Raw genomic sequence first — 19,714 nt, forward strand, 5'->3', positions numbered from 1 at the left:
CATCTTATTTTTATTGTCATCGCATACTGCCCCCTGGTGGTGTGTGGTGGCGCCGAGAATGTAGTCATCTTTTGAATCCTGCCTCTTGGTCTTCGGATTGGGGGGTGGGTGCTCATTGAGGGCTTGGCCTTGTGTGGCTAAGTTTTTCAGGGCGCATGGTGGATGCCTTGGCAACAGGAGCCGATGAAGGACGTGGGAATCTGCGATAAGCCTGGGGGAGTCGATAACCGGACGTTGATCCCAGGATGTCCGAATGGGGAAACCCCGCACGACGTTGTTCGTGTGACCGCCGGTTGAACACATAGGCCGGTTGGAGGGAACGCAGGGAAGTGAAACATCTCAGTACCTGCAGGAAGAGAAAACAAAATGTGATTCCGTGAGTAGTGGCGAGCGAAAGCGGATGGGGCTAAACCGTTCACGCGTGATACCCGGCAGGGGTTGCGTGGTCGGGGTTGTGGGACTTTTCGTGATGGTTCTGCCGGACTGTCGTGGTGAGGTGCGGGTGTATAGGCGAACAGCTTTGGATGGCTGACCGTAGAGGGTGAGAGTCCCGTAGTTGTAATGCATTCCGCCGCTTAGAGAATGTTCCCGAGTAGCACGGGGCCCGAGAAATCCCGTGTGAATCTGCCAGGACCACCTGGTAAGCCTGAATACTACCTGTTGACCGATAGCGGATCAGTACCGTGAGGGAATGGTGAAAAGCACCCCGGGAGGGGAGTGAAATAGTACCTGAAACCATGTGCCTACAATCCGTCGGAGCCTGGCCTTCCTTTTGGGGGGGTGTGGGTGACGGCGTGCCTTTTGAAGAATGAGCCTGCGAGTTAGTGCTGTGTCGCGAGGTTAACCCGTGTGGGGAAGCCGTAGCGAAAGCGAGTCTGAATAGGGCGTTTGAGTGGCACGGTCTAGACCCGAAGCGGAGTGATCTACCCATGGCCAGGTTGAAGCGCGTGTAAGAGCGCGTGGAGGACCGAACCCACTTCAGTTGAAAATGGAGGGGATGAGCTGTGGGTAGGGGTGAAAGGCCAATCAAACTCCGTGATAGCTGGTTCTCCCCGAAATGCATTTAGGTGCAGCGTCACGTGTTTCTTCCCGGAGGTAGAGCTACTGGATGGCAGATGGGCCCTACAAGGTTACTGACGTCAGCCAAACTCCGAATGCCGGGAAGTCAGAGCGTGGCAGTGAGACCGTGGGGGATAAGCTTCATGGTCGAGAGGGAAACAGCCCAGACCACCGGTTAAGGCCCCTAAGCGTGTGCTAAGTGGGAAAGGATGTGGAGTTGCTGTGACAACCAGGAGGTTGGCTTAGAAGCAGCCACCCTTGAAAGAGTGCGTAATAGCTCACTGGTCAAGTGATTCCGCGCCGACAATGTAGCGGGGCTCAAGCACACCGCCGAAACCGTGGCAATCAGAAGTTTTTCTGGTTGGGTAGGGGAGCGTCGTGTACGAGGTGAAGCCAGGGCGGAAGCGTTGGTGGATTGTGCACGAGTGAGAATGCAGGCATGAGTAGCGAAAGACGGGTGAGAAACCCGTCCGCCGGATGACCAAGGGTTCCAGGGTCAAGCTAATCTGCCCTGGGTAAGTCGGGACCTAAGGCGAGGCCGACAGGCGTAGTCGATGGACAACGGGTTGATATTCCCGTACCGGCGAAGAACCGCCCCTGCTGAACCGGTGATACTAACCGCCCGAGCCTTCCTAGACACCCTTCGGGGTGCGTGGGAGGTAAGCGCGGGACCTGAACCGGCAAGGCAAGCGTATTAACAGGTGTGACGCAGGAAGGTAGCCGGGCCAGGCAATGGAAATGACCTGGTCCAAGGGCGTAGGGTGTCCGGTTGGTAAATCCGCCGGGCGTGAAGCCTGAGACCCGATAGGCCCCCACTAGGTGGGGGATCCGGTGATCCTATGCTGCCAAGAAAAGCATCGACGCGAGGTTCTAGCCGCCCGTACCCCAAACCGACACAGGTGGTCAGGTAGAGAATACTAAGGCGATCGAGAGAATCATGGTTAAGGAACTCGGCAAAATGCCCCCGTAACTTCGGGAGAAGGGGGGCCCCAACCTTGAAGGAACCACGCGTTCCGGAGGGGATCGGGGCCGCAGAGACCAGGGGGAAGCGACTGTTTATCAAAAACACAGGTCCGTGCGAAGTCGCAAGACGATGTATACGGACTGACTCCTGCCCGGTGCTGGAAGGTTAAGAGGACCTGTTAGCCGTAAGGCGAAGCGGAGAATTTAAGCCCCAGTAAACGGCGGTGGTAACTATAACCATCCTAAGGTAGCGAAATTCCTTGTCGGGTAAGTTCCGACCTGCACGAATGGAGTAACGACTTCCCCGCTGTCTCAACCGTGAACTCGGCGAAATTGCACTACGAGTAAAGATGCTCGTTACGCGCAGAAGGACGGAAAGACCCCGAGACCTTTACTATAGTTTGGTATTGGTGTTCGGTGTGGCTTGTGTAGGATAGGTGGGAGACGTTGAAGCTGGGACGCTAGTTCTGGTGGAGTCATCGTTGAAATACCACTCTGGTCACTCTGGACATCTAACTTCGGCCCGTGATCCGGGTCAGGGACAGTGCCTGATGGGTAGTTTAACTGGGGCGGTTGCCTCCCAAAATGTAACGGAGGCGCCCAAAGGTCCCCTCAGCCTGGTTGGCAATCAGGTGTCGAGTGCAAGTGCACAAGGGGGCTTGACTGTGAGAGAGGCATCTCGAGCAGGGACGAAAGTCGGGACTAGTGATCCGGCGGCACCTCGTGGAAGGGCCGTCGCTCAACGGATAAAAGGTACCTCGGGGATAACAGGCTGATCTTGCCCAAGAGTCCATATCGACGGCATGGTTTGGCACCTCGATGTCGGCTCGTCGCATCCTGGGGCTGGAGTAGGTCCCAAGGGTTGGGCTGTTCGCCCATTAAAGCGGTACGCGAGCTGGGTTCAGAACGTCGTGAGACAGTTCGGTCCCTATCCTCTGCGCGCGCAGGAAATTTGAGAAGGTCTGTCCTTAGTACGAGAGGACCGGGACGGACGAACCTCTGGTATGTCAGTTGTACCGCCAGGTGCACCGCTGATTAGCTACGTTCGGGACGGATAACCGCTGAAAGCATCTAAGCGGGAAGCCAGCTTCGAGATGAGATTTCCACACGGATTTTCCGTGGGAGGCCCCCAGCAGATCACTGGGTTGATAGGCCGGACGTGGAAGCAAGGACTAACGACTTGCGAAGCCGACCGGTACTAATAGGCCGATAACTTACACACACAACCAACACCCAACACCCCCCAACAAGGCGGTGCACGGGTTGGCCAGATGCGTAGCGTCCACTATGCGGTTGCGAAACAACAACCCCAAAAAACTGAACAGTGCAACAGTCAAGTTGTAACCACAGACTACCCACGACCGACACCCACCCCCAGCCAGTCTGAGGGGGAGGCATGGTGTCAACCGATGGGTGAAAGAGTTACGGCGGTCATAGCGTGGGGGAAACGCCCGGTCCCATTCCGAACCCGGAAGCTAAGGCCCACTGCGCCGATGGTACTGCATCCGGGAGGATGTGGGAGAGTAGGACGCCGCCGGACAACCATTACCAGAAGCCCTGGACCTCACGGTCCAGGGCTTCTGTGCTTTAACGGGTCAACGGGTGTCCCGTCGACCGCGGTCGGGGCTCCGTACGTGCTTTGATGGAGGGCATGCCCCACAGTCTCTTCCTCGATCCCTTCCAGGAACCCTCTGCCGCATCAGACGCCAACGCATCGGGCCCCAACGCCTCGGGCTCGGAGGGGCCGTCGGACGCGATCGAGGTCGTGTCGGGGGAGGTCGTGGACAGCGTCGCCGCCTCCGAGCGCGCCGATCGGGCGGTGGCCGTGGCCACCCCGTTGGATCTCGTGGACGCCGTCGGGGCGTTCCTGGAGGACACCCACCTCTGGTGGCCGCGGGACCTCAAGGCCACGGAGCGGGACGGTCACGTCTTCTTCGCGGAGGGCCAGCTGACGGAGGAGGGCATCGAGGGGCAGATCCATCGCTGGGGCACCGTCCAGGACGCCACGGACGCCGCCCTCGAGCTGGACTGGTTCGGACGGGAGCCGGCCGGGCCCGGGGCCGCTGCGGCGGCTGTTCCGGGTGCCGTGCCGGCGGCCGCCCAGGGATCACGTGTGGTCCTGTCCTGGTCCGCGGGTGCCTCCGGCGGGGCGGAGCTGTCCGCGCGCGGCACGGGGTCGGCGCCGTGGAGGGAGGAGTGGACGGCGTTGCTGGGGGCCTTCGCCCGCTTCACCGGAGGCCACGCGCTGAGTGCGCCGGGGGATGAGGAGCAGTCCTAGAGGCCGTTCTCCCGGAACATCCTCAAGTCGCCATCCTCGAAGCGCTGCTCCAGCATGCGGCCGTTGCTGCGCATCGCCTCGAGGTCGTGCTTGAGCACGGCGTCCCGGCTGCGGGTGACCTCGGATCCGAGGACCTGGAGTTGGCGGGTCCACTCGGGGGCCGCCGCGGGCTTCGAGGAGTCCGGGATCCTCAGGAACACCTCGAGGGTGTTCGGCAGGTATTCGTAGACCACCGATTCCAGCACCATCCGCTGCTCGGGGGCCCTGGCCACGTCGTCCCAGCGGTTGATCATCTCCCGCAGGTGCGCCCCCAGCGTGGAGAGCTCGTGGTCGGCTCCCGGGGGCAGGCGGGAACGGTGCGTGCGGACCGTGCGCTGGAACTCGTCCAGCCGCTCGGCCATGTCCTCCCGGGAGGCCCCGTGGACGGGGATGCCTGAGGCATACGTCCTCGTCACGGCGGGAGTCAGGAGGTAGCCGGCTCCGTAGCCCAGCAGTCCGGCCAGCACCGCGGCCAGGGGGGACTGGGAGGCGAACACCACCGCGAGGAACACCGCCAGGAAGGCCGCGAGCCCCACCAGGTTGGGGCGCGAGCCGATGAAGGCCCTCGCCGCCCCGGGGTCTGACGGGCCGTTGTCGTCGGTAGCCACGGATCTCCTTGCGTACCCCGGACGGGTCGCCATCCCGGGCGTCGGTTGTTGGTGTCCCCAGTGTAGTTCCGCGGCACGGGACGGTCCGTTTTGGATAATCGGGACTCTGAGGTCTAGGATGGATCACTGTGGTTCCCGGCCGGTGACGGCGTGGAACCACGCTCAACGGGGTGTGGCGCAGCTTGGTAGCGCGCGTCGTTCGGGACGACGAGGCCGCAGGTTCAAATCCTGTCACCCCGACCAGAGTGAGACCTCGACAGGCCGCTTCCGGATCTCCGGAAGCGGCCTGTCGTCTCTGTGCTACCCGGCCTGCTACCGGCGCTCAGCGGCTCTGCAGGGCCTGCAGGTGCTCCGGCGTGGTGGCGTCCACGTGCTCCAGGTACTCGGGGTGCTTCTCCACCCATCCCTTGACGTACGGGCACACGGCCACGATCCGGTATCCCCGGGCGATCGAGGCGTCCAGGGCGGCGCGCACCAGCGTCGAGGCCAGCCCGTGGCCGCCGAACTCCTCGGACACCTCGGTGTGCGGGAAGATGCGCTGGCTGACGCCCTCCATGGACTCGTGGTCCGTGAAGAGGGTCTTGCCGGCGGGCTGGCCGGAATCGTCCACATGGATCTCGTACCGGGGCTTGCTGCCCTGCCGGACGCTCGGGTTCTCGAGGGTCGGGGCCTGATCGGTCATGGGGTTCTGCCTTTCGGTGGGTCGGGGGGCGGGCGGGTTCACGCGCGGCTTCATGCGGGTGGTCGGCAACGCCGGTGCCGGGATGGGAGCCGGGGTCCCCGTCGGGAAGTCCCCGTACTGCGGGAAGGTCCGGCCGTCGTCGTAGGTGGTGCCGATGGTGCCGTCCAGCAGCGCGCCGGAGACCGGCGCTCCCAGCGGCTCGCCGGAGGGCCCGACGGCGGCCAGCGGGGAGTCCTCGCCCGGCACCTCGAAGCCCATCTCGGCTTGGTAGGCGGCGCGCCAGGCCACGATCTCCTCGTGCGTGCGGCCCACGAAGTTCCACCACATGATGATCTGCTCGTTCAGCGGCTCGCCGCCGATCAGCAGGGCGGTGACGGCCTCGTCACCGGCGGTGACGGTGATCCGGGTCCGTTCGGGGCCGACGAACCCGAGGTGGTCCTCGGGGACCTGGACCCCGTCCAGCCAGACGTCCCCGTTGACCTGCAGCAGGCCGTGCTCGTGGCCGGCCGGCACGTCGATCTGCAGCGAGGCGCCGGGCTCCAGCAGCAGCTCGGCCCCCGTGAGCGGCAGGTGGGTCCGCACGGGGGAGGTGGAGCCCAGCAGCGAGCCGAGGAACACGCGCGCCGAGTAGCCCGGACCCGTCACGGGCTCCGGCCGGTGTGCCTCGAGGGAGGGCGGGCTGAAGCGCGCGTGCTCCGGGAAGGCGTACCAGAGCTGGGCCCCGTGCAGCACGGTGGTGTCCGCGGTGGAGAACTCGGAGTGCGTGATCCCGGATCCGGCGTTCATGAGGTTGACCTCGCCGGGGCGGACGGTGGCCCAGTTGCCGGCGGAGTCGACGTGGTCCACGCGGCCGGTGAACAACCAGGAGACGGTGGCGAGCCCGGTGTGGGGGTGGCGGGGAACGGCCATGCCGCCCGTGGCGGAGACGTCGTCCGGTCCGTAGAAGTCCAGGAAGCACCAGGCCCCGATCAGCGAGCGGGCGCGCTGCGGCAGGGTGCGCTGCACGGTCATGGCGCGCGGCCCGCCGAGGGGGACCGGGCGGGGCTCCAGCAGCTCCACCGTGCCGGCGGTGCCGTCGCGCGGGTCTACCCCGTCGGAGAGCCCGTCCGTGAACCGGGGCCCGGGGGCAGGCTCACTGCGGCACAGGGTCTCCTGGGGATTCCTCTCGGTGTTGCTCACGGTGATTGCCTCAGCCTTTCGACTCCCGGCGCTTCACCGGGTGGTGGGACAGGATCGAGATGCGGTTGGTGACGTTCATGGTGATGGCCAGCCACTGGACCGCGGAGTACTGCTCATCCGTCAGGGCGTGGTGGCTCATCAGCTGGCTGACGTGCTGGTCCTCCTGGCCCGGCAGCTCGGTCACCGTCTCGGCGAGGTCCAGGGCGGCCCGCTCCGTCTCGCTGTACAGGGCCTCGGCCTCCCGCCACGCGGCCAGCAGGCCGAGGCGCTGGGCGTCCAGGCCGGCCTCGATCCCCTTGCGGGTGTGCACCCCGAGGCAGTAGGCGCAGCCGTTGATCTGGGAGATCCGCAGGTTCACCAGCTCCACCAGCTGATCGTCCAGCCCGGCGGCCGCCGCGGCGTTCTTCGCCGCGAGGGACAGCCCAACCACGGCCTTCCAGGCGGCAGGATCGGACTTGTCGAGGTAGAAGGACAGCGGATCCTGCCGTCCGTCGCGGCCAGCGTCCTGCGCGACGGTGCGTTCTGCGGTGCTCATACCCGTGCCAACCCTGCCGTGCGTGCGGTCATTCCCGGCTCAGAAGCTCGAGGAGGAGCCGGCGCCGGAGAAGCTGCCCCCGGAGCTGCCGTAGCCGGTGGTGGAGCCGGACGAGGAGGAGGCGGCCTGCTCGCGGGCGTGCACCACGGAGGACTGCCCGGAGGTGAAGCCGATGTGGTAGGCGGTGGCCGTCCAGAACCACCCGGGCTGGTGGACGGTGTCCAGGATGGAGCCGGGGCGTCGGGAGGCGCGCTCCCGTTCCCGGCGCATCTGACCCTCCAGGGTCGAACGCTCGGCGTCGGACGTCGCGAAGGAGGCGATCTGGGCGGCGGAGAACTGGTCCAGCAGCTCGGTCAGCCGGGAGCGCAGCGCGGCGAGGCCGTCCAGGGCGTCATCGGGGGAGAGCTCTCCGGTCTGCAACCCCGCGCCCAGGCGCTCCAGCTCACGCTCGGCCTCGGGCTTGAAGGACCGCAGGGGTGTCAACTGGGCCGCCGTGAGCTTGCTCTGCCCGGAGACGAGGTCGTCGATCTGACCGAGGTCCTCGCGCATCGGGGCGGTCTGCAGGTCCCAGGCCTCGGGCCACCCCGGGTACCTGTTCAGCAGGGTGTTCGTGCTGGCCACCGTGTCATCGAGCTGGTCGAGCTCCTCCGCGGTCTCCCGGTACGCCGTGATCGCCTCACGGTGCTCTTTCCGGTGCAGTCTCTGGGCCGGGATCCCGGAGAGCCGGTCGTTCTCCCGGGCCGCCACCAGGTAGCGCTCGTGGAAGGTCCGGTACCGCTCGAGCACCTGGGCCCCGTAGCGGGAGTCCTCCGGGACGGTGTTGGCGTTGAGCTCGGTGGCCTCGAGGTCGGTGCTGACGTTGGCGAAGGCCCGGTTCCCGCGGTCCAGGTCCTCCTGCGCCGTCCGGCGTGCCTTCTTCCGGCCGGCCACCACGGCACCGCCGAAGATGCCGCCCATGATCACCACGATGATCCCGCCGACCCAGATCCCGGGGTGCTGGTACCAGGGGCGGTTCATCACGGTGGCGGCGGACTCGGTGGCGTCGAGGGCGGCCTGGGTCCAATTGGCCTCCTGCAGCGACTCGACCGCGTCCTCCTGGATGTCCTCCTGGGTGCTCAGGCCGACCTTGCGGTCCTCGCCGAAGTAGACGCCCTGCAGCCGGCCCTGCGGGTCGATCGCGTAGATGAACAGCCCGTCCGCCCACTTCTGCCCGTCCTCGCTGATCCACTCGGGGTGGTTCTCACGGGCATCGGCGAGCAGCCGCTCGTTCAGGTTCGACTCGGCCTCGCCGCGCTGCGTCCAGACGACCACGGTGGTGGGCTCGTGGAAGTCGACGTCCGCCAGGCCCTCCCGGAGGGTCGGCTCGTGGATGACGCCGGCCTCGTCCGCGAGCACGAGCTCCTCGGGCGCGGCCTGAGCCGGGGCGGCACCGGCCAGCAGGGTGGCCGGCACGGCGGCCAGCAGGCCGAGGGAACCCAGGAACAGGCCCAGTCGGAGCAACCAGCCGGCGGCCGGTCGGATGAGACTGCGGACGGTGTCGGTCGGCATCGGGCGCCCCCTGCGGTGTGGTCGGGTCAGTCGGCTCCCACAGTACCGCCGGTCAGCCTCGCCAGCTCGGGACCGGAGACGGGGCGGTTGAAGACGGGGCCGTCCGGCTCCAGGACCCGGCCGGCGGCCAGCGAGGGCAGGAACACCGGGGCCAGGCCAAGCCGCAGGACCAGCTGCCCGACGGCGGCCGCGGCCGACGCGCTGTCCGCGGCCACTCCCAGCCCGCGTCGGCCCGGATCTCCCGGGGTCGATCCCAGCCCGCGCCGGCCGGCGGTGTCCAGGTCCCAGTGGCTGATGTGGTTCAGGGCCTTCACCACCGTGGCGTCCGCGAACCGGCCGGCGATCGCCTCGGAGCTGGACTGGCCGGCGTCGAGCCCGGACTGGAACCAGGCCGGCAGCGGTTCGCCGCCCCACCGGTTGGTGGCGTCCACCAGGACCGTGCCGCGCAGCCAGCCGGGATCCACGGAGTCGAGGTCCTCCTGCGGGACCATGAGGACCACGAGCGGCGCCCCGGCCACCTCCGGGGCCGCCACGGCCGTGGCCCGGGGCGCGTACTGCGCCAGGTGCAGGCGCAGGGCCGTGGGCGGGCGGCTGGCGGCGATCCGCACGTCCAGCCCGGCGGAGGCGGCCGCGCGGGCCAGCGCGGTGCCGGCCCGGCCGGCCCCGAGGATGGTGAGCACCGGCGGCGGTGGAATAGGTGCTGAGGTCACGGCGTGACGAGGATCCCGTCCTCGTCGGCCCACAGGGTGGCCCCGGGGGTGAAGACCACCCCGCCGAACTCCAGCGGCACGTCCGCCTCCCCGGCGCCGTCCTTGGCGGACTTGCGGGGGTTGGAGCCCAGGGCCTTCACCCCGAGGTCCAGGGTGGCCACCACGGCCCGGTCCCGGATGGCGCCGTGGATGACCACGCCGGCCCAGCCGTTGCGCACGGCTGCCGCGGCGATCTGGTCGCCCATCAGGGCGGACTCGAGGGAGCCGCCGCCGTCCACCACGAGCACCGCGCCCTGGCCGGGGGCGTTCAGGGTCTGCTTGACCAGGCCGTTGTCCCGGTGGCAGCGGATGGTCCGGACTGGGCCGGTGAAGCGGGTCCGGGCGCCGAGGTCTTGGAACGGCACCGAGCAGGACTGCAGGGACTCGTCCGCGTCGAAGAGGTCGCAGGTGGTGAAGGTGTCCGTCACCGGATCTCGTTCCGCTGCAGGCCCAGTCCCTCGATCTCGGTCTCCAGCACATCGCCGGCCCGCAGCCAGGGCCGCCGGCCGTCGTCGTTCTTCCGGGCCAGCGCGACGCCCGCGGGCGTGCCGGTGAGGATGAGGTCACCGGGCAGCAGGGTGACCAGGTCCGAGAGGTAGGAGACGAGCTTCTCGGCGCCGAACACGAGGTCCCCCGTGGAGTCCTCCTGCATGACCTCGCCGTTGACGCGGGTGGTGATCCTGGCGCCGGGGGTGAACTCGTCCGGTGTGACCAGCCAGGGTCCGATCGGCGTGGAGCCCTCCCAGACCTTGCCCTGGGTCCATTCGGTGGTGCGGCCCTGGTAGCCGCGGACGGAGACGTCGTTGGACACCGCGTAGCCGGCGATGTGGGCGGCGGCCTGGTCCTCGGGGATCCGCCGGCCGGGCTCGCCGATGACCACGCACAGCTCGCCCTCCCAGTCGAGCCGGTGGTCCTCGGCCGGCACCTCGATCGGGTCCGTGGGGCCGGTCAGCGACTGGGCGAACTTGGTGAAGACCGCCGGGTGCTCCGGCAGCTCCAGTCCGGTCTCGAGGATGTGGTTGCGGTAGTTCAGGCCGATGCAGAACACCTTGGTGGGGAACGGGATGAGGGTGGCCGGCTCCAGTCCGGTGGCGTCGAGCACCCGCGTGGGGTCCTCGGCGGCGGCGGCCAGCGCGGCGTCCACCATCCCGGTGCGGTGCGGTTCCGGCAGGGACAGGAAGTCGCCGACATCGATCACGCCCTCCAGCTCGACGGCGGCGGTGGCCCGGGAGCCGTCCGTCTCCGTGACCAGGGCGGCGAAGGTCGCGCCCGGGGTCTCTGGGTCCGAGCCGGGCAGTCGATAGGTGCAGAGCTTCATGGGCCTATCCCATCACACCCGGCCCGCCTCCACCGACCGGCGTGAACCGGACGCTGCCGTCGTCAGGACCTACCACCGTTGTGAGCGTGGACACCCTGTGGCATTCTGGAGCGGTTATCATGCCTCCGGTGGCAGGAGGAGGGAATACTCCTGCCCCTCTCACTCCACCGTCGAAGGGCGACCCCGTGTCCCGTCCAACCCCCCGCCGCCGCACCGCGCGCTGGCGCCTGATCGCCACCGCCCTCACCGCGGGCCTGCTGGTCCCCGGCGCGCTGGTGGCGTTGCCCGCCCATGCCGACTCCGAGACCCTGAATCCCCTGGACCAGTCCACGCAGTTCGATGAGGACCTGCCCGTCCTCGAGGACTCCGTGGTGGAGTCCCTGCGGCGCAACGCCGGCGGCACCGACGGCACGGCCGGGACCGATGCCTCCGGAAGCCGCTCCGCCGCGGCGCCCCTCCAGCACCTGGGTCCGTGCAAGCAGGACTTCATGGACGTCCCCCCGACGGGCAACTTCTACACCCAGGTCACGTGGATGGCCTGCGCCGGGCTGTCCAAGGGCTACGAGGACCACTCCTTCGGCGTGTACCGGGACATCACCCGGAAGGAGGCGGCGGTCATGGTCTACCGGATGTCCGGGGCGAGCCACGACCCCGGCACTGACCGCGACTTCGCGGACGTGACCCCAAGCCGCGGGGACGAGGGATTCACCGCCATCTCCTGGATGCACGAGCAGGAGATCGTGCGCGGCTACGTCAACGAGGGCCAGGAGTACCCCTCCTTCAAGCCCGGGCAGTCGATCTCCCGCGCCGAGCTCGCCTCCTACCTGTTCCGCTTCGCCGGGGACGCGGACTACACCGCTCCGGCGAAGGCGACCTTCCGGGACGTCCCGACGACGGCCCCCCGGTACCGGGACATCTCCTGGCTGGTGCAGCACAAGATGGTCTCCGGCTACGCGGACCAGACCTTCCGCCCCGGCCACGACGTGCAGCGCGGGGAGACCGCCAAGTACCTGTACGGCCTGGAGACCCACCTGAACGGCACGCCCCAGCCGCCGACCACCGCGCCGAAGCCGGCCCCGGAACCCGTCCCGGAACCCACCCCGGAGCCGGAGCCCGCACCGCAGATCCCGCTGGAGTACAAGTACGTGGTGATCGCCGACGACGGCCTCAACGTGCGCTCCGGGGCGGGGACCAACTACCGGAGCATCGCCTCCCTGGCCCGCAACACCAAGGTGATCTGGACCGGGCGCAGCTCCACCGTCAGCGGCGCCACCTGGCGCGAGATCACGTTCGGCTCCGTGAGGGGCTGGGTGCACGGCGGCTACCTCATCCGGGACTTCGAGGCCGGCACCGCCAAGTCCGCGGTCTCCCGCAAGGGCAAGCGCTACCTGCCGGACCGGCCCCAGCGGGGTGTCGCCGTCCTCGACGCCGACTACGCGAAGCAGCCCAACGGGTACTGGTGCGGCCCGGCCTCCATGGAGATCGCACTGTCCGCCTTCCGGCTGGACTTCTCCCAGAAGTCCCTGGCCGTCGCGGCCCAGACGGACCGCGAGGGGACCTGGCTGCACCAGGTGGCCCGCGTGCTGGACTACCACGCCCCGTTCGACGTCCGGTACACGGTGAAGACCATCCCGGGCGCGGACGCCAACCTGACGCAGACGCGGACGCTCCGCGACGACCTGCGCGGAGCCATCGACGCCGGGGTCCCGTCGGTCGTCAACATCGCGGCGACCCCGGACGAGCAGCCCCCGCTCCAGCGGGCCAAGACCGGGGGGAAGTTCACCCTGCGCCACCACATGGCCGTGGTGGGCTACAACAGCAACAACGACACCTTCCTGATCTACGACCCCTGGACCGCGCCGTTCTGGCTGGACACCAGCCAGCTCGCCGACATGGCCGGGACGCGCGGCTACACCACGCTGAAGCGGTAGCCGCCGGTGTCCGGGGGTGACTACGGTGCCGTGGACTTCCAGTCGCCCGTGACCACCCTGTGGGTCGTCGGGGTGCTGGCGGTGATCGCGGCCGGCGTCATCGGTCACGCCGTGTGGCGGCGCCGTGGCCACCTGCGCTTCACGCGCCGGACCGGACGCAACCGGGACCCGCAACTGCTGCGGGACATCCGGGCCGAGCGGTGGACCGGCTACGCCTGTCTCGGCGTCGCCGTGGTGCTGGCCGGATTCGCCGGAGTCGGGGCGTGGCAGACCCACCAGAACGTCCGGAACAACCTCCAGGCCAAGTACGGGGTCACGGCCGTGGCGGACGCCCGGTGGAACGGGGCCTTCCTCGTGGCGGACCTGACCCTGCCGGACGGCAGCGTGCAGGACGACGCCGAGGTCTATTTCGAGCCCGACGGCGAGCCCCTGATGGGGGAGCACCTGTTCACCCCCGGCGGAGGACTCTGAGGCGCGGTCCCGTTCGCGGAGAGGACGGGGGAGAATGGAGGCATGTATACGCCGATCGACCTCCAGACCTCACTCGTGGCCCAGGGGATGGGCGTCCTGCTGGCGATCATCGGGCTGGCCGTCCTGGCCCACGGGATGTGGCGGCGCAGGCGCTACCGGGCCCACCTCGATGACCAGGATGCCCGCTATGCCGGCCCGGACCGCGTCCGGGACGCCACCCGGGAGATCGTGGCCGGCGCCGGGGTGCTGCTGCTGGGAGTGGCCGCCCTGGTGTTCGCCGCCTTCGAGTCCCGCGCCTCGGACCAGGCCATCCAGGACAACGTGACCGCCAAGTACGGGGTGGAGTCCGTGGTGGGCAAGGAGTGGCGTGGCAACGCGCTCAACGCGGACGTCACCATGCCGGACGGCACCGTCCACCAGGACGTGCTGATCACCTTCGCCGAGTCCGGGGAACCGCAGATCAGCCGGGACCTGACCGGGGCTCCCGGCTAACCCCGTGGGGCCGCGGCCCCACGGGCCCGGCGGGTTTGCTACCGTGCACCACGTGACCAGTCCGCAGAGAGTCCCCGCGTCCACGTACCGCCTGCAGCTCACGGCCGACTTCACCCTGGACCGGGCGCGGGAGGCACTGCCCTACCTGCGGGAGCTCGGCGTCGACTGGGTCTACCTGTCCCCGATGCTGGGGGCGGAGGAGGGCTCCACCCACGGCTACGACGTGGTGGATCCCACCACCGTGGACGACGCCCGCGGCGGCGAGACCGGGCTGAGGGAACTGGCGGAGGCCGTGCACTCCGCCGGGGGCGGGATCCTGGCGGACATCGTGCCCAACCACGTGGGGGTGGCCACCCCCAAGGACAACGCCTGGTGGTGGAACCTGCTCAAGCACGGGCAGGCCTCCAAGTACGCCACGGCCTTCGACATCGACTGGGAGGCCGGCGACTCCCGGATCTGGCTGCCCGTCCTGGGGGACGGCACCGACGAGGACCCGGAGGCCGAACTGGCCCGACTGCGGATCGTGGACGGCGAGCTGCACTACTACGAGAACGTGTACCCGCTGGCGCCCGGCACCGAGGAGGCGGCACGCGCCGCGGCCGGGCCGGGGGCCGGCGAGGAGGAGGTGGCCCGCGCCGCCCACGAGCTGCAGAACTACCGGCTGATGCCGTGGCGCGAGGCCGACGAGAACCTGAACTACCGCCGCTTCTTCGCGGTCAATTCCCTGGCCGGGGTGCGCGTGGAGATCCCCCGTGTCTTCTCCGAGACCCACCGCGAGATCCTGTCCTGGATCCGTGACGGCCTCGTGGACGGGCTGCGCGTGGACCATCCGGACGGGCTGGCGGACCCGGGCGGCTACTTCGAGAACCTGCGCCAGGCCACCGGCGGGGTCTACCTGTTGGGCGAGAAGATCCTCGAGCCCGGCGAACGGCTGCCGGCCACCTGGGCCGTGGACGGCACCACCGGCTACGACGCACTGGGAGAGATCGAGCGGGTGCTGACTGACCCGGCCGGCGCCCCCGTGTTGGACGAGATGGCCGCCCGGCTCGGCGGGTGGACGGATGCCGGGAACGACACCGCGGAGACGACCGAGGTGGAGGCCGAGATGGTGTGGGCCGAGATGATCCACGGCACCAAGCGCGCCGTGGCGGACGGCATGATGCGCTCGGAGGTGGAGCGGCTGGCGCGGCTGGTCCCCGGACTGCTGCCGGAGGACGCCACGGGCGAACGCCTCCAGGACGCGCTGGCCGAGCTGCTCGCCTGCTTCCCCGTGTACCGGTCCTACCTGCCCACCGGCCGGCACCACCTGGACGACGCCGCCGCCGACGCGGTGCGCCGCCGTCCCGATCTGGCCGAGGCCGTCCAGGCGCTGCTGCCGCTGCTGGCGGACCCCGACCACCCGATCGGGGAACGCTTCCAGCAGACCTCCGGCATGGTGATGGCCAAGGGCGTGGAGGACACCGCGTTCTACCGGTACACCCGGCTGGCCTCCCTCAACGAGGTCGGCGGCGACCCCTCCTCCTTCGCCCTGGACCTGGCCCGGTTCCACGACCTCCAGGGCGACCGGCAGGCCCGCATGCCGCGCACCATGACCACGCTGTCCACGCATGACACCAAGCGCAGCGAGGACGTCCGCGCCCGGATCGACGTGCTCTCCGAGATCCCGGGGGAGTGGGCCCGGACGCTGGACCGGCTCATGGAGCTCGCCCCCCTGGGGGACGGGCCCTTCGAGAAGCTGCTGTGGGAGACCGTCGTCGGGGCCTGGCCCGTGGACGGGAGCGCCCTCCAGACGCAACGCCTGACCGACTATGCGCTGAAGGCGGCCCGGGAGGCGGCGACCCGCACCACCTGGACCGAGCCGGACGAGGACTTCGAGGCCGCGCTCGCCGACCTCGCCGATCGGGCCACCGGCACGGGCGAGCTGCGGGACACCCTCCAGGGCATGGCGGACCGGGTGGCGGTGGCCGGGGTGGTGAACCAGGCCGCCATGAAGCTCATCCAGCTGACCCTGCCCGGCATCCCGGACGTTTACCAGGGCACCGAGATCCCGTTCCCCACGCTCGTGGACCCGGACAACCGCCGCCCCGTGGACTTCGCCGAGCGCGCCGCGCTGCTGGGGCGCCTGGACGGCGGCTGGGCGCCGGCGTTCCCGGCCGCCGTGGACCGGGGAGCGGACCAGGAGGAGCACGACGCCGGCCCGGCGGGTCCCGCGCAACCGGCCTGGCTCGAGGGGGTGGGCTGGCGCAACGGCTCCGGCTGGTCGGACGGGCCCGCCCTGGCCGAGTACGCCGCCGGCCTCAAGCTGCTGGTCACCTCGCGGGCCCTGCGGGCCCGCCGCGAACACCCCGAGTGGTTCAACCGCTACCAGGAGCTCGACGTCATCGGGGAGGCCGCCGACCACGTCATCGCCTTCACCCGCGGCGGTTCCATCACCGTGGCCACCCGGTGGCCGCTGGGACTGGCCGATGAGGGCGGCTGGGGCGAGGCCGCCATCGTGCTGCCCCGGCAGGCCATGGTGGACCTGCTCACCGGGCGCCGCTTCGGTGGGGCCCACACGGACGGCACCACCCGGCTGACCGAGCTCTTCGAGCACCACCCGGTGGCCCTGCTGGTGCCTGAGGACGGGAACACGCTGCGATGAGCCGGGACCGCTACGCCGTCTGGGCGCCGCACGCCACCCGCATGGAGCTGGTGTTCACCGACCACGAGCCCGGGGCGGTGCACGATGCGGCAGACCGCTGGGCGGTGGCCGCCGTGGCGCCGATGGTCCCGGCCGGGGCTGGCTGGTGGGAGCCGGAGGCGCCGGTGGAGGAGCGGTATGCCTCCGCCGGCTACGGCTACCGCGTGGACGGGGAGGGCCCCTTCCCGGACCCGCGCTCGCGGTCTCAGCCGGACACGGTGCACGGGCCCTCCCGGCGGGTCGACGCGGACGGCTTCGCGTGGCGGGACGGCGACTGGAGCGGCCGGGACCTGCGGGGAGCCGTCCTCTACGAGCTGCACGTGGGCACCTTCACGGACGAGGGCACCCTCGCGGCCGCCGCCGGGATGCTGGAGCACCTGGTCTCCCTCGGCGTCACCCACGTGGAGCTGCTGCCCGTGAACTCCTTCGCCGGCGGGCACAACTGGGGCTACGACGGGGTGGGCTGGTACGCAGTGGACGCCTCCTACGGCGGCCCGGGCGCCTACCGGCGCTTCGTGGACGACTGCCACGCGGCCGGGCTGGCCGTCATCCAAGACGTGGTCTACAACCACCTCGGGCCCTCCGGGAACTACCTGCCGCGGTTCGGACCGTACCTGACGGAGCGGTCCACCGGATGGGGCAGCGGGCTCAACCTGGACGGCGAGGACTCGGACGAGGTGCGCCGGTACATCCTGGACAACGCCCGGATGTGGTTCGAGGAGTACCACGTGGACGGGCTCCGCCTGGATGCCGTCCACGCCCTGCAGGACACCCGCGCCGTGCACGTGCTCGAGGAGCTGGCCGCCGAGACGGATGCGCTCTCCGCGGCCCTGGGCCGGCAGCTGGTGCTCGTGGCCGAGTCCGACCTCAACGACCCGCGGCTCATCACCCCGCGCGCGGCCCCGGGCCGGGACGGGGCCGGCGGCTACGGGCTGACGGGGCAGTGGTCGGACGACTTCCACCACGCGGTGCACGTGGCCCTCACTGGGGAGACGGACGGCTACTACGCCGACTTCGGCCCGCTGTCCGCGCTGTCCAAGGTGCTGAACCACGGCTTCTTCCACGACGGCAGCTACTCCTCCTTCCGGGGACGCCACCACGGCCGGCCGCTGGGGGACCAGGTCCCGGCCGAGGCCCTCGTGGTGTTCGCCCAGAACCACGACCAGGTCGGCAACCGGGCCACCGGCGACCGGCTGACGGCCACCCTGGACGAGGGACAGCTGGCGATCGCGGCGGCCCTGCTGCTGGCCGGCCCCTTCACCCCGATGCTGTTCATGGGGGAGGAGTGGGCGGCCTCCACTCCGTGGCAGTTCTTCACCGCCCACCGCGAGCCGGACCTGGCGCGGGCGGTGACGGAAGGCCGGCGCCGGGAGTTCGAGCGGATGGCCTGGGGGGAGGACGTGCCGGACCCGCAGGCGGTTCAGACGCTGACCGACTCCACCCTGCGCTGGGACGAGGCGGCCACCGGCCGGCACGCCCGGCTGCTGGAGCTGCACCGCACCCTGATCCGGGTCCGCGCCGAGCGACCCGAACTGACGGACCCGGACCGCGCCACCACGCGGGCCACCGTGAACAAGGAACGCCAGTGGGTCAGGATGGACCGCGGCGTCACGGGGGACGGACCCGGCGTGGTGGTGCTCCTGGCCGCCCTCGGGAGCGAGCCCTGGCCCGTCCCGGAGGACGTGGGCGGCTACCGGCTCCTGGCCGGCCACGGACCGGACGGCCCGCTCACCGGCGTGCCCGCGGACGGGAGCGTTCCGTCCCACGGGTTCGTGCTGCTCAGTCGTGGGTGACTGAGCCGGGCTCGTGCCGGGCGATGTCCCGGGTCTCGATCTGGAAGGTCGAGTGGTGGACCTGCACCGCGAAGTGCTCGGCCACGCACCGCTTGACGTCCTGCAGGATCGCGGCGGCGTGGCCGTCCGTGAAGCACCGGTCCTCCACCACGACGTGCGCCGTGAGCGTCGGCAGGCCGCTGGCCACCGTGGAGGCGTGCAGGTCATGGACGTCCTCCACATGCTCCAACGCGAGGAGGTGGTGCCGGACCTCGTTCAGGTCCAGGCCGGTGGGGGTGAACTCCATCAGCACGCTGGTGGTCTCCCGCAGCAGGGCGAACGCGCGGGGCACGATCAGCGCGGCGATGAACAGGCCGGCGAGGGCATCGGCCCGCTGGAAGCCGGTGGTGGCGATGACCACGGCGGCGACGACGACCCCCAGGGAGCCGAGGGCGTCGTTGAGCACCTCGAGGAAGGCCGCCCGCATGTTGAAGTTCGCGCCGCGGGTGGAGGACAGCAGGGCGATCGCGACGAGGTTGGCCGCGAGGCCCACGGCGCCGAAGACCAGCAGCTCTCCGGCGGGGACCTCGGGGGGTTCGACCAGGCGACGGACCCCCTCGACGGCCGCGTAGACGCCGACTACGAGCAGCAGGGCCGCCTGGCCCAGCGCCGCGAGCACCTCGATGCGGCGGAAGCCCCACGTGCGCGTGGAGGTGGCCGGCCGGAGCATCAGGGTGGCGGCGATCAGCGCGACCAGCAGCCCGGAGGCGTCCGCCAGGGCGTGCGCCGTATCGGTCAGCAGGGCGAGGCTGCCGGTGAGCACCGTGCCGACCGCCTGCGCCACCACGATCACCGCGGTCAGGCCGAAGGCGATCCACAGCCTGACGCGGTGGTCCCCGGCCTGGCCGGCGGGGCCGTGGACGTGTCCGGCGCCCACGGCTACGCGTCCTCGGTGGCGGTGGCGGTGGCGGTGGCAGTCCCGGTGGCAGTGCTCCGGTTTCGGTGCGGCTGGCGCAGGTGCGTGCACAGCACGGCGTCCGTGCCCGTGGCCTGCAGGATCCCCTCCGCGGCGGCGGTCAGGCGGCGCAGCAGCTCCGGCTCGGCCAGCGAGTACCAGGTGGACCGGCCCTCGGGGCGCAGGGTGACCAGTCCGCACTCCAGCAGGAAGCCGAGGTGCTTGCTGACCGTGGACTGGGCGAGTCCCAGGTGCTCCACGAGGTCCCGCACGCGGTGCTCGCCCGAGGCGAGGTGCTGGACGAGCGTCAGGCGGGTGGGATCGGCCAGCGCCTGGAACAGGTGGGCGTACGCGGCCGTGGCCACCTCGTCGAGGGGCTCGGGCTCCACTGACTCCATCGAACTCATCGCCATGGAACGATCATATCGCCGTACGGCGATGCCGCCAAGGGTCGG

The 19,714-nt window shown here is 69.6% G+C and carries 15 protein-coding genes, 1 tRNA gene, 2 rRNA genes and 1 pseudogene; 9 read left to right on the forward strand and 10 right to left on the reverse strand.

Annotated features, from left to right (window positions below; genetic code table 11):
- Window positions 1-135 precede the first annotated feature (135 nt).
- From RE421_RS06215 to RE421_RS06225, 3 genes are all read left to right on the forward strand, one after another.
- Window positions 136-3,244: ribosomal RNA gene (locus tag RE421_RS06215) — 23S ribosomal RNA — on the forward strand.
- A 201-nt stretch (window positions 3,245-3,445) separates the two neighbouring features.
- A 5S ribosomal RNA gene (gene rrf, locus RE421_RS06220) occupies window positions 3,446-3,562 on the forward strand.
- Window positions 3,563-3,673: 111 nt separating this feature from the next.
- The gene (locus RE421_RS06225) at window positions 3,674-4,300 is read left to right on the forward strand and encodes a hypothetical protein (RefSeq protein ID WP_309815985.1); all 627 of its coding nucleotides are present in this window, start codon (window positions 3,674-3,676) and stop codon (window positions 4,298-4,300) included.
- Here the strand turns inward: RE421_RS06225 and RE421_RS06230 are convergent.
- On the reverse strand, window positions 4,297-4,947 hold the full coding sequence (locus tag RE421_RS06230; protein WP_309815988.1) for a hypothetical protein: 651 nt from the start codon (window positions 4,945-4,947) through the stop codon (window positions 4,297-4,299). The two genes, RE421_RS06225 and RE421_RS06230, sit on opposite strands and share 4 nt — an antisense overlap.
- 166 nt (window positions 4,948-5,113) lie before the next feature.
- Between RE421_RS06230 and RE421_RS06235 the strand changes: the two genes are divergently transcribed.
- Window positions 5,114-5,190: transfer RNA gene (locus RE421_RS06235), tRNA-Pro, on the forward strand.
- A 79-nt stretch (window positions 5,191-5,269) separates the two neighbouring features.
- On the opposite strand, the gene RE421_RS06240 is transcribed toward RE421_RS06235, so the two are convergent.
- The 7 genes and pseudogenes from RE421_RS06240 to RE421_RS06270 all read right to left on the reverse strand — a co-directional run bounded on the left by RE421_RS06240 (window position 5,270) and on the right by RE421_RS06270 (window position 10,958).
- Window positions 5,270-5,683 (reverse strand): GNAT family N-acetyltransferase, encoded by a 414-nt coding sequence (locus RE421_RS06240; protein WP_309817131.1) that lies wholly within the window; start codon window positions 5,681-5,683, stop codon window positions 5,270-5,272.
- Window positions 5,669-6,808 (reverse strand): annotated as a pseudogene (locus tag RE421_RS06245) (pirin family protein); the annotation flags it as partial. The pseudogene RE421_RS06245 and the gene RE421_RS06240, both read right to left, overlap by 15 nt.
- A 10-nt stretch (window positions 6,809-6,818) precedes the next feature.
- Window positions 6,819-7,343 carry a carboxymuconolactone decarboxylase family protein gene (locus RE421_RS06250; RefSeq protein ID WP_309815991.1) on the reverse strand — a complete coding sequence of 175 codons (525 nt, stop codon included), beginning with the start codon at window positions 7,341-7,343 and terminating at the stop codon, window positions 6,819-6,821.
- Between the two features lie 39 nt (window positions 7,344-7,382).
- Entirely contained in the window at window positions 7,383-8,891 is a 1,509-nt protein-coding gene (locus tag RE421_RS06255) for a DUF5129 domain-containing protein (RefSeq protein ID WP_309815993.1), read from the reverse strand.
- A 26-nt stretch (window positions 8,892-8,917) separates the two neighbouring features.
- Window positions 8,918-9,601: an NAD(P)-binding domain-containing protein gene (locus RE421_RS06260; RefSeq protein WP_309815996.1), complete on the reverse strand. Its 684-nt coding sequence runs from the start codon at window positions 9,599-9,601 to the stop codon at window positions 8,918-8,920.
- Window positions 9,598-10,068: a ribonuclease E activity regulator RraA gene (rraA, locus tag RE421_RS06265; protein WP_309815998.1), complete on the reverse strand. Its 471-nt coding sequence runs from the start codon at window positions 10,066-10,068 to the stop codon at window positions 9,598-9,600. The genes RE421_RS06260 and rraA overlap by 4 nt, the downstream gene beginning before the upstream one ends.
- A complete protein-coding gene (locus RE421_RS06270; RefSeq protein WP_309816001.1) occupies window positions 10,065-10,958 on the reverse strand; it encodes a fumarylacetoacetate hydrolase family protein in 894 nt (297 codons plus the stop codon). Before RE421_RS06270 ends, rraA begins: the two co-directional genes overlap by 4 nt.
- A 185-nt stretch (window positions 10,959-11,143) precedes the next feature.
- Here RE421_RS06270 and RE421_RS06275 point away from each other — a divergent pair, with 185 nt between their 5' ends.
- From RE421_RS06275 to treZ, 5 genes are read left to right on the forward strand one after another with little or no spacing between them, the layout of a single operon-like run.
- Entirely contained in the window at window positions 11,144-12,889 is a 1,746-nt protein-coding gene (locus RE421_RS06275; RefSeq protein WP_309816004.1) for an S-layer homology domain-containing protein, read from the forward strand.
- A 6-nt stretch (window positions 12,890-12,895) separates the two neighbouring features.
- Window positions 12,896-13,360 carry a hypothetical protein gene (locus RE421_RS06280; RefSeq protein ID WP_309816005.1) on the forward strand — a complete coding sequence of 155 codons (465 nt, stop codon included), beginning with the start codon at window positions 12,896-12,898 and terminating at the stop codon, window positions 13,358-13,360.
- 42 nt (window positions 13,361-13,402) lie between these two features.
- Complete coding sequence (locus RE421_RS06285) at window positions 13,403-13,852, forward strand: hypothetical protein (protein ID WP_309816010.1); 450 nt, start codon at window positions 13,403-13,405, stop codon at window positions 13,850-13,852.
- A 52-nt stretch (window positions 13,853-13,904) separates the two neighbouring features.
- Complete coding sequence (gene treY / locus RE421_RS06290) at window positions 13,905-16,493, forward strand: malto-oligosyltrehalose synthase (protein ID WP_309816012.1); 2,589 nt, start codon at window positions 13,905-13,907, stop codon at window positions 16,491-16,493.
- Window positions 16,490-18,325, forward strand: a complete 1,836-nt coding sequence (treZ, locus tag RE421_RS06295) for a malto-oligosyltrehalose trehalohydrolase (protein ID WP_309816017.1) — start codon at window positions 16,490-16,492, stop codon at window positions 18,323-18,325. Before treY ends, treZ begins: the two co-directional genes overlap by 4 nt.
- Here treZ and RE421_RS06300 read toward each other — a convergent pair.
- Both RE421_RS06300 and RE421_RS06305 read right to left on the reverse strand, forming a co-directional pair.
- Complete coding sequence (locus RE421_RS06300) at window positions 18,312-19,241, reverse strand: cation diffusion facilitator family transporter (protein ID WP_309816022.1); 930 nt, start codon at window positions 19,239-19,241, stop codon at window positions 18,312-18,314. The genes treZ and RE421_RS06300 overlap by 14 nt on opposite strands.
- 2 nt (window positions 19,242-19,243) lie before the next feature.
- The gene (locus RE421_RS06305) at window positions 19,244-19,672 is read right to left on the reverse strand and encodes a metalloregulator ArsR/SmtB family transcription factor (RefSeq protein ID WP_309816025.1); all 429 of its coding nucleotides are present in this window, start codon (window positions 19,670-19,672) and stop codon (window positions 19,244-19,246) included.
- Between the last annotated feature and the right edge of the window lie 42 nt (window positions 19,673-19,714).

The sequence above is a fragment of the Citricoccus sp. I39-566 genome (assembly GCF_031432995.1).
GTDB classification, from domain to species: domain Bacteria; phylum Actinomycetota; class Actinomycetes; order Actinomycetales; family Micrococcaceae; genus Citricoccus; species Citricoccus nitrophenolicus_A.

Bases quoted from the DNA above. Each gene is read 5' to 3' on its own strand.
- RE421_RS06240 (WP_309817131.1), bottom strand. From the start codon at position 5,683: ATGAAGCCGCGCGTGAACCCGCCCGCCCCCCGACCCACCGAAAGGCAG.
- RE421_RS06285 (WP_309816010.1), top strand. From the start codon at position 13,403: ATGTATACGCCGATCGACCTCCAGACCTCACTCGTGGCCCAGGGGATG.
- RE421_RS06305 (WP_309816025.1), bottom strand. From the start codon at position 19,672: ATGGCGATGAGTTCGATGGAGTCAGTGGAGCCCGAGCCCCTCGACGAG.
- RE421_RS06270 (WP_309816001.1), bottom strand. From the start codon at position 10,958: ATGAAGCTCTGCACCTATCGACTGCCCGGCTCGGACCCAGAGACCCCG.
- RE421_RS06250 (WP_309815991.1), bottom strand. From the start codon at position 7,343: ATGAGCACCGCAGAACGCACCGTCGCGCAGGACGCTGGCCGCGACGGA.
- RE421_RS06225 (WP_309815985.1), top strand. From the start codon at position 3,674: ATGCCCCACAGTCTCTTCCTCGATCCCTTCCAGGAACCCTCTGCCGCA.
- treZ (WP_309816017.1), top strand. From the start codon at position 16,490: ATGAGCCGGGACCGCTACGCCGTCTGGGCGCCGCACGCCACCCGCATG.
- RE421_RS06255 (WP_309815993.1), bottom strand. From the start codon at position 8,891: ATGCCGACCGACACCGTCCGCAGTCTCATCCGACCGGCCGCCGGCTGG.